The organism is Streptomyces sp. NPDC054840, assembly GCF_053611065.1.
In genome coordinates, this window is the sequence record NZ_JBSGZP010000254.1 from 1 (window position 1) to 9,557 (window position 9,557).

The window sequence follows — 9,557 nt, forward strand, 5'->3', positions numbered from 1 at the left end:
GTGCGGTACCGGGCGGTAACTTGATGGGGAACTTCTACGGCTGCCGAACACGCTCCGCAACCGGGCCCACGGCCCGCCCGGCCACCGGCCCGCTTCACCTATCCGGGTGGCCGGCGGCCGGTCACGGGCCCCGGACGGCGCCCGTGCGGGTACCGGGGTGGACGGGCGCGGCTCCCGGTCCGGCGCCCCGAAGGGGGACGGAGTCCCTCACCCGCCCGGCCCTGTCCGAGTCGTATCCTGAGGGCGTTTCCGACTACCGAAAGCAGCCGGCCATGCGCGTGTACGTCCCCCTGACCCTCCCCGGGCTCGCCGAGGTGCACAAGGCGGGTGAGCTGGGCCCCGCCCCGCTGCTGGCGTACGCCGTCACCCCCGGCCTCCGCGAGTGGTACGCGTCGGAGGACATCGAGGAGCTGGAGTACGCGGCCCTCAACCGGGCCGCGCTCGCCTCCCTGCGGCTGGTCGCCGCGGACGCGGGCGCCCCGCGCCGCCGCGTCGTGGTCGCTCTCGACGTCGACGACGAGGCCGCCACCGCCGCTCCCGGGCCCGACGAGGCCGCTCTCGGCCGGGTGACCCTGGCCGCCGCCGTACGGCTCGCCGTGGCCGCCGCCGTGCACGTGGACGCCGATGACGCCGACGAGGACGTGACCGCCGCCGTGCGGGCCCTGGCGGCCGCCGACGGCGGCGACGCCGATGCGCAGGCCACCGTCGACGCCGCCGAGGACCACGAGCTGCTGTGGTTCGGCGTGCAGGAGATTCCGGGGCTGCTGAAGTGACCGACCCGACCGACCCGACCGACACGACCGACACGACCGACACGACGGACACGACCGCCGCGGCCACGGCGGCCGCCGAGACCGTAGCGATCGCCGAGATCGCCGAGATCGCCGAGGCCGTCGCGACCGTCGCGACGACGCTCCCGAACCACATCGTCTGGGACTGGAACGGGACGCTCCTCCACGACATCGACGCCGTCATAGCGGCGACCAACGCCTCCTTCGCCGAGCTCGGCTTCGCGCCGATCACCCTGGAGACCTACCGCGACCTGTACGTCGTACCGGTGCCGAAGTTCTACGAGCGACTCATGGGACGGCTGCCCACCGACGAGGAGTGGATCGTCATGGACGACACCTTCCACCGCCACTACTGGGCGGCCGCCGCGGACTCCGGGCTGGCCGAGGGTGCCCGCGAGCTGCTCCGGGACTGGCAGCTGGACGGGCTCACCCAGTCCCTGCTGTCCCTCGCGCCCCACGACAAACTCGTCCCCCTGGTCCGGTCCCACGACATCGACCGGCACTTCCTGCGCGTCGACGGCCGCGTCGGCCCCTCCCACACCTCCAAGGCGGGTCACCTCGTCCGCCACCTGGCCGCCCTGGACGGGACGGGTGTGACGGCGGACCGTACGGTCCTCATCGGAGACGCCGTGGACGACGCCCTCGCCGCCGCCCACGTCGGTGCCCGGGCGGTTCTCTACACGGGCGGCTCGCACAGCCGCAGCAGTCTGGAATCAGCCGGAGTGCCGGTCGTGGACAGCCTGGCCGAGGCCGTCCGGACAGCTCGCGAGCTGTCCGGATAGCGACGGGACAGGCCGCTGCACGGACGGCGGGTCACGTCGCTGGCCAGAGTGTCAAAGTTCCACCCCAAGATTTGTACAGATGCAGTGAATGACGTCCTGGGGGTAGGTCGGGATAGCCTTGTACCCGTGATCAGCGCGATAGTCCTCGGGGGCACTGGAGCCTCCGGCCTGCGCCCGGCGCACGACCGTGCCCGGGCCTTCGCTGATCCCCGCCCCCGGGACCTTCTGCCGATCATGGCTCATTCCCTCCCGGGCGGCTCTCTCGACGGCATAGCGTCGATCCCGGACGGACACCCCGCCTCGCGGCGCTATGTCATTCCTTCCTTCACCTACGTCACGCAATGGCGCGCGACAGGAGCCAGAGGACATGCAGACCAAGCTGGACGAAGCAAAGGCCGAGCTGCTCGCACGGGCGGCCCGGGTAGCTGAGCACAGCCCGGCCGGGGGGCTACTTCCGACTGGGTCCGAGCGGGGAGGCCGTCCAGACCAGGACACGGTGCTCTCCTACCTCCAGCGCTACTACCTGCACACGGCGCCCGAGGACCTGGCGGACCGCGACCCGGTCGATGTGTTCGGAGCCGCGCTCTCGCACTACCGGCTCGCCGAGAACCGGCCGCAGGGCACCGCGAGCGTGCGCGTGCACACGCCGACGGTGGAGGAGAACGGCTGGACCTCCAGTCACTCCGTCGTCGAGGTCGTCACCGACGACATGCCCTTCCTCGTGGACTCGGTGACGAACGAGCTGTCCCGCCAGGGCCGCGGCATCCACGTCGTGATCCACCCGCAGGTCGTCGTCCGCCGTGACGTAACCGGCAAGCTGATCGAGATCCTCGGTCCCGACTGCGACGCCCACGGGCCCCGCACGGCGCGCCCCCACGACTCCCTCGTCGAGTCCTGGATCCACGTCGAGATCGACCGCGAGACCGACCGCGCCGACCTCAAGCAGATCAACGCCGACCTGCTGCGCGTCCTGTCCGACGTACGGGAGTCCGTCGAGGACTGGGAGAAGATGCGCGACGCCGCGCTGCGCATCGCCGAGGGCCTGCCCGAGGAGCCCACCGCCCCCGACCTGCGCGAGTACGAGCTCGAAGAGGCCCGTGAGCTGCTGCGCTGGCTCGCCGACGACCACTTCACCTTCCTCGGCTACCGCGAGTACAACCTCGTCGACGGCGACTCCCTGGCCGCCGTGCCCGGTACCGGCCTCGGCATCCTGCGCTCCGACCCGCACCACAGCGGCAAGGACGACGGCCACCCGGTCTCGCCGTCCTTCAACCGGCTGCCGGCCGACGCCCGCGCCAAGGCCCGTGAGCACCGCCTGCTGGTGCTGACCAAGGCCAACAGCCGCTCCACCGTGCACCGCCCCTCGTACCTCGACTACGTGGGCGTCAAGAAGTTCGACGCCGACGGCAACGTCGTCGGCGAGCGCCGCTTCCTCGGTCTGTTCTCCTCCGCCGCGTACACCGAGTCCGTGCGCCGCGTCCCGGTCATCCGCCGCAAGGTCGTCGAGGTCCTCGACGGCGCCGGCTTCGCGCCGAGCAGCCACGACGGCCGCGACCTGCTGCAGATCCTGGAGACCTACCCGCGCGACGAGCTGTTCCAGACCCCGGTCGACCAGCTCCAGGCCATCGTCACCTCCGTCCTGTACCTCCAGGAACGCCGCCGGCTGCGGCTGTACCTGCGCCAGGACGAGTACGGCCGCTACTACTCGGCCCTCGTCTACCTGCCCCGCGACCGGTTCACCACCGGGGTGCGGCTGCGCCTGATGGACATCCTGCGCGAGGAGCTCGGCGGCATCAGCGTCGACTTCACGGCGTGGAACACCGAGTCGATCCTCTCCCGCATCCACTTCGTCGTGCGCGTCCCGCAGGGCACCGAGCTGCCCGCGCTGACCGACTCCGACGTCGAGCGCATCGAGGGCCGTCTCGTCGAGGCCGCCCGCTCCTGGGCCGACGGCTTCCAGGAAGCGCTGATCGCCGAGTGCGGCGAGGAGCGCGCCGCGGAGCTGCTGCGCCGCTACGGCACCTCCTTCACCGAGGGATACAAGGCCGACCACTCGCCGCGCGCGGCCGTCGCCGACCTGATCCACCTGGAGCGGCTCGCCGCCAGCGACCGCGAGTTCGCGCTCTCGCTGTACGAGCCCGTCGGCGCGGGCCCCGGCGAACGCCGGTTCAAGATCTTCCGGACCGGCGACCAGGTCTCGCTCTCCGCGGTCCTGCCCGTGCTGCAGCGCCTGGGTGTCGAGGTCACCGACGAGCGCCCGTACGAGCTGCGCCGCTCCGACCGGGTCAGCGCCTGGATCTACGACTTCGGTCTGCGGATGCCCCTCACCGGCAACGGCGACACCTACCTCGGCGACGACGCCCGTGAGCGCTTCCAGGACGCCTTCGCCGCGGTCTGGCAGGGCGACGCGGAGAACGACAACTTCAACGCCCTGGTGCTCAGTGCCGGGCTCACCTGGCGACAGGCCGTCGTCCTGCGCGCGTACGCCAAGTACCTGCGCCAGGCCGGCTCCACCTTCAGCCAGGACTACATGGAGGACACCCTCCGCAACAACGTCCACACCACCCGGCTGCTGGTCTCGCTCTTCGAGGCCCGGATGGCGCCCGTGCGCCAGACCGCCGGCAGCGAGCTCGTGGACGCCATGCTGGAGGAGCTCGACGGGGCCCTGGATCAGGTCGCCTCGCTCGACGAGGACCGCATCCTGCGGGCCTTCCTCACCCTCATCAAGGCCACGCTGCGCACGAACTTCTTCCAGCTCAACGGCGCCGGCGAGCAGCACAGCTACGTGTCGATGAAGTTCGACCCGCAGGCCATCCCGGACCTGCCGGCCCCGCGTCCGGCCTTCGAGATCTGGGTGTACTCCCCGCGCGTCGAGGGCGTCCACCTGCGCTTCGGCAAGGTCGCCCGAGGCGGCCTGCGCTGGTCCGACCGCCGCGAGGACTTCCGTACGGAGATCCTCGGCCTGGTCAAGGCGCAGATGGTCAAGAACACGGTGATCGTGCCGGTGGGCGCCAAGGGCGGCTTCGTCGCGAAGAACCTCCCCGACCCGTCGGTGGACCGTGACGCCTGGCTCGCCGAGGGCATCGCCTCGTACAAGATCTTCATCTCGGCGCTGCTCGACATCACCGACAACATGGTCGCCGGTGAGGTCCTGCCCCCCAAGGGCGTGGTCCGCCACGACGAGGACGACACCTACCTCGTCGTCGCCGCCGACAAGGGCACCGCGACCTTCTCCGACATCGCCAACGGGGTGGCCGAGTCCTACGGCTTCTGGCTCGGCGACGCCTTCGCCTCGGGCGGCTCGGCCGGCTACGACCACAAGGGCATGGGCATCACCGCCCGCGGCGCGTGGGAGTCCGTCAAGCGGCACTTCCGCGAGCTGGGCCACGACACCCAGACCGAGGACTTCACGGTCGTCGGCGTCGGTGACATGTCGGGCGACGTGTTCGGCAACGGCATGTTGCTCTCCGAGCACATCCGCCTGGTCGCCGCCTTCGACCACCGGCACATCTTCATCGACCCGAACCCGGACGCGGCCACCTCCTACGCCGAGCGCCGACGCCTGTTCGAGCTGCCGCGCTCCTCGTGGGCCGACTACGACACCTCGCTGATTTCGGCGGGCGGCGGCATCCACCCGCGTTCCGCGAAGGCCGTTCCGATCACCGCTCAGGTCCGTGAGGCCCTCGGTATCGAGGCCGGCGTCACCAAGATGACCCCGGCCGACCTGATGAAGGCGATCCTGCAGTCCCCGGTGGACCTGCTGTGGAACGGCGGCATCGGCACGTACGTCAAGGCCACCGCCGAGACGCACGCGGACGTCGGCGACAAGGCCAACGACGCCATCCGTGTCAACGGCTCCGACGTGCGGGCCAAGGTCATCGGCGAGGGCGGCAACCTGGGTCTGACCCAGCTCGGCCGGATCGAGTTCGCCCGCACCGGTGCGGGCGGCGAGGGCGGCAAGGTCAACACCGACGCCATCGACAACAGCGCGGGCGTGGACACCTCCGACCACGAGGTGAACATCAAGATCCTGCTCAACGCGGTCGTCACGGACGGCGACATGACCGTCAAGCAGCGCAACAAGCTGCTCGCCCAGATGACCGACGAGGTCGGCCGTCTGGTGCTGCGCAACAACTACGCGCAGAACATCGCGCTCGCCAACGGCGCGGCCCAGGCCCCGAGCCTGCTCCACGCCCAGCAGCGCTACATGCGGCGGCTGGAGCGCGACGGACGCCTCGACCGGGCGCTGGAGTTCCTGCCCACCGACCGGCAGATCCGCGAGCTGCTCAGCGCCGGCAAGGGCCTGACCCAGCCGGAGCTGGCCGTGCTGTTCGCCTACACCAAGATCACGGTGGCGGACGAGCTCATCGCCACCGAGCTGCCGGACGACCCGTACCTGCGCCGTCTGCTCTTCGCGTACTTCCCGGCCGCCCTGGCCGAGAGGCTCACCGAGCAGATCGACACGCACGCGCTGCGCCGGGAGATCATCACCACCATCCTGGTCAACGACACCGTCAACACGGGTGGTTCGACGTTCCTGCACCGTCTGCGCGAGGAGAGCGGGGCCTCCACGGAGGAGATCGTCCGCGCCCAGCTCGCGGCCCGTGAGATCTTCGGCCTGGCCGACGTGTGGGACGCGGTGGAGGCGCTCGACAACAAGGTCGCCGCGGACGTCCAGACCCGGGTGCGGCTGCACTCCCGGCGCCTGGTCGAGCGCGGTACCCGCTGGCTGCTGAACAACCGGCCGCAGCCGCTCCAGATCACCGAGACCATCAGCTCCTTCCAGGAGCGAGTGGGCCGGGTCTGGGCCGAGCTGCCGAAGCTGGTGCGCGGCGCCGACCTGGAGTGGTACCAGTCGATCCTGGACGAGCTGACGGGCGAGGGCGTTCCGGAGGAACTGGCCGCCAAGGTGGCCGGCTTCTCCTCCGCCTTCCCGGCGCTGGACATCGTCGCGATCGCGGACCGCACGGGTGTGGACCCGCTGGAGGTCGCCGAGGTGTACTACGACCTCGCCGACCGCCTGGCCATCTCCCAGCTGATGGACCGGATCATCGAACTGCCGCGGTCCGACCGCTGGCAGTCGATGGCCCGTGCCTCGATCCGCGAGGACCTGTTCGCGGCGCACGCGGCCCTGACGGCGGACGTGCTGTCGGTGGGCAACGGCACTTCGACTCCCGAGGAGCGCTTCAAGGCGTGGGAGGAGAAGAACGCGGCGATCATCGGGCGGGCGCGGACGACTCTGGACGAGATCCAGGGGTCGGACGACTTCGACCTGGCGAACCTGTCGGTGGCGATGCGGACGATGCGGTCACTGTTGCGCGTGCACAGCTGATCGGTCGGCTTTGCCGAACGGGCCGGGCCCGGGACCAGGTGGTCCCGGGCCCGGCCCGTTCGTGGCCGGTCTCCTCGGGTGCGGGCCGCTGCTGGGGGCGCTGCCCCCGGACCCCCGCGCCTCACACACTGGCGGGGCTGGTTTCTGGCTGGTCAGCGGCCCGCCGTGAAGGCCTCGTAGGCATCGCAGACTTCCTTCGAGGGGCCGTCCATGCGCAGGACGCCGGCCTCCAGCCAGATCGCGCGGTCGCAGGTCTCGCGGACGGTGTTGATGCCGTGGCTGACGAGGAAGACGGTGCCCGCGCGCTCGCGGAGTTCCTCGATGCGGGCCTGGCTGCGGCGCTGGAAGGCGGCGTCGCCGGTGGCCAGGGCCTCGTCGATCATCAGGACGTCGTGGTCCTTGGCGGCGGCGATGGAGAACCGCAGCCTGGCGCCCATGCCGGAGGAGTACGTCCGCATGGGCAGGGAGATGAAGTCGTTCCTCTCGTTGATGCCGGAGAAGTCGACGATGCCCTGGTAGCGCTCGCGGATCTGCTGCTTGGACATGCCCATCGCGAGGCCGCCGAGGACGATGTTGCGCTCGCCGGTCAGGTCGTTCATCAGGGCGGCGTTCACGCCGAGCAGGGACGGTTGGCCGTGCGAGTAGATCCGGCCGTGGGTCACCGGCTGGAGGCCGGCGATGGCGGCCAGCAGGGTGGACTTGCCCGAGCCGTTGGAGCCGATCAGGCCGATGGCCTCGCCCTTGTACGCGGTGAAGGTGACGCCCTTGACGGCGTGCACCTCCTTGACGCCCGGGGACTGCTTGCGGGAGAAGACCCGGCTGAGCGCCGCGGTGGCGCCGCCCTTGCGGGCGCCGACGCCGTGGACCTTGTAGACGACGTGGACCCCGTCGGCGATGACGGTCGGTACCCGGGTGTCGGTGCTCGTCGCGGTGTCAGCCACGGCCGTACTCCTCTTCTGCCTTCCAGAACCAGATGAAGCCGCCCACGCCGGCGAGCAGGGCCCAGCCGATGGCGAGGGCCCACGCGTGGGGCGGGAGCGAGTGTGCGGGGAAGCTGTCGATCAGCGCGAAGCGCATCAGGTCGATGTAGACGGCCGCGGGGTTGAGCTTGAGCAGCATCAGTGCCCAGTGGTGCGGCAGGTGGTCCGACGCGAGCATCTGGTCGATGGACCACATGACGCCCGAGGAGTACATCCAGGTGCGCAGGACGAAGGGCATCAGCTGGCTGACGTCCGGGCTCTTGCTGCCGATGCGCGCCATGACCATCGCGCAGCCGGCGGCGAAGACGGCCATCAGCAGGAGGACCGGGACGGCCAGGAACCAGGACCAGGCGGGCCGCTGCCCGAAGGCCAGCAGCAGGACGACCAGGGCGCCCATGGTGACGAGCAGCTGCTGGAAGAGCTGGACGACGGTGGAGATGGGCAGGCTGGCGCGCGGGAAGTGCAGGGCGCGCACCAGGCCGCGGTTGCTGTGGACGGCGCGGGTGCCGGCGTTGACGGAGCTGCCGATGAAGTCCCAGACGAAGATGCCGGTGATCAGGAAGGGGACGTAGTCCGGCACGCCGTGGCTGGCCTTCATCACGATGCCGAAGATGAAGTAGTAGACGGCCGCGTTGAGGAGCGGGGTCACCAGGTGCCAGAGCTGGCCGAGCCTGGCCGTGCTGTACGTGGCCTGCATGCGGGCGGTCGCGTACGCGGTCACGAAGTGGCGGCGGTCCCAGAGTTCCGCGATGTAGCGGGGGAGCGTGGGGCGGGCGCCGCTGAGGGTGAGGCCGTGGGCGGCGGCGAGTCGCGCGAGTTCCGCGGAGGGCGCGGGTCCGGTCTTGGGTGCGGTCGCGGTGGTCACAGGGTTCGCTTTCGACGGGGTCAGTACGTCACTGCCGAGGTCGGGACGGGTCCGTATCGTCGCTACGGCGAGGTTAGGGCGCACCACGTCGGAACGCAACCGTATCGTCGTGACGGTGGCGCAGTTATGCTCTGTGCATGACCCCGGATCCCGCCGCTGCTTCCGCCCCCGCCCCCGCCCGTAGAGCCCCCGCCGGGGCCGCCGTCCTGCGCGCGGACGTGACCGAGGCGATCCGCGACGCGGTGGTCGAGGAGCTGGCCGCGGTCGGTTTCTCGAAGATGTCCATCGAGGGCATCGCCCGGCGGGCGGGGGTCGGCAAGACCGCGGTCTACCGGCGGTGGAAGTCGAAGCTGCACCTGGTGCTGGACCTGGTGGGGGCCTTCGCGGTGGACGGCCTGCCGGTGCCCGTGACGGGCTCCCTGTACGGGGACGTACGGGCCCTGCTGGAGGTCATGTCACACGTGCTGCGGCACCCGGTGGCCTCCGCGGTGATCCCGGACCTGCTCGTGGAGGCGGCACGCAACCCGGAGATCGCCGAAGCGGTGCGCGGCGCACTGCTCGACGGGCAGCGCCGCATGGCGGAGGGAATCGTCTCGGACGCGGTGGCCCGCGGTGAACTCCCGGCGGGCATCGACCCGGCCCACGCGCTCGACCTGCTGATCGGCCCGCTCTACTGGCGCCAGGTGGTCGTCCGGGACGTGGTGACGGGCGGCCACCTCGACGTCCTGGCCCACCAGGTGGTGGCGGGCCTGAAGGCCAGCTCGTAGCGGCCGGGCCGGGCACGGTCCGGAAGGGGCCGCCTACGGC

At 70.8% G+C, this 9,557-nt stretch carries 6 protein-coding genes; 4 read left to right on the top strand and 2 right to left on the bottom strand.

All coding sequences use genetic code 11. The features are described from left to right. Window positions 1-272: 272 nt before the first annotated feature. The 3 genes from ACWGIU_RS19300 to ACWGIU_RS19310 all read left to right on the top strand — a co-directional run bounded on the left by ACWGIU_RS19300 (window position 273) and on the right by ACWGIU_RS19310 (window position 6,905). Window positions 273-773, top strand: a complete 501-nt coding sequence (locus tag ACWGIU_RS19300) for a DUF6912 family protein (RefSeq protein ID WP_453707358.1) — start codon at window positions 273-275, stop codon at window positions 771-773. Window positions 774-880: 107 nt separating this feature from the next. Further along, window positions 881-1,573 carry an HAD family hydrolase gene (locus tag ACWGIU_RS19305; RefSeq protein ID WP_453707368.1) on the top strand — a complete coding sequence of 231 codons (693 nt, stop codon included), beginning with the start codon at window positions 881-883 and terminating at the stop codon, window positions 1,571-1,573. A 367-nt stretch (window positions 1,574-1,940) separates the two neighbouring features. Beyond that, the gene (locus ACWGIU_RS19310; protein ID WP_453707360.1) at window positions 1,941-6,905 is read left to right on the top strand and encodes an NAD-glutamate dehydrogenase; all 4,965 of its coding nucleotides are present in this window, start codon (window positions 1,941-1,943) and stop codon (window positions 6,903-6,905) included. A 152-nt stretch (window positions 6,906-7,057) separates the two neighbouring features. On the opposite strand, the gene ACWGIU_RS19315 is transcribed toward ACWGIU_RS19310, so the two are convergent. Together ACWGIU_RS19315 and ACWGIU_RS19320 are read right to left on the bottom strand one after the other, a co-directional pair. Further along, the gene (locus ACWGIU_RS19315) at window positions 7,058-7,846 is read right to left on the bottom strand and encodes an ABC transporter ATP-binding protein (protein WP_453707362.1); all 789 of its coding nucleotides are present in this window, start codon (window positions 7,844-7,846) and stop codon (window positions 7,058-7,060) included. Beyond that, on the bottom strand, window positions 7,839-8,750 hold the full coding sequence (locus tag ACWGIU_RS19320; protein WP_453707364.1) for an ABC transporter permease: 912 nt from the start codon (window positions 8,748-8,750) through the stop codon (window positions 7,839-7,841). Before ACWGIU_RS19320 ends, ACWGIU_RS19315 begins: the two co-directional genes overlap by 8 nt. 137 nt (window positions 8,751-8,887) lie before the next feature. Between ACWGIU_RS19320 and ACWGIU_RS19325 the strand changes: the two genes are divergently transcribed. Next, the gene (locus ACWGIU_RS19325) at window positions 8,888-9,517 is read left to right on the top strand and encodes a TetR/AcrR family transcriptional regulator (protein ID WP_453707366.1); all 630 of its coding nucleotides are present in this window, start codon (window positions 8,888-8,890) and stop codon (window positions 9,515-9,517) included. Window positions 9,518-9,557: the final 40 nt, after the last annotated feature.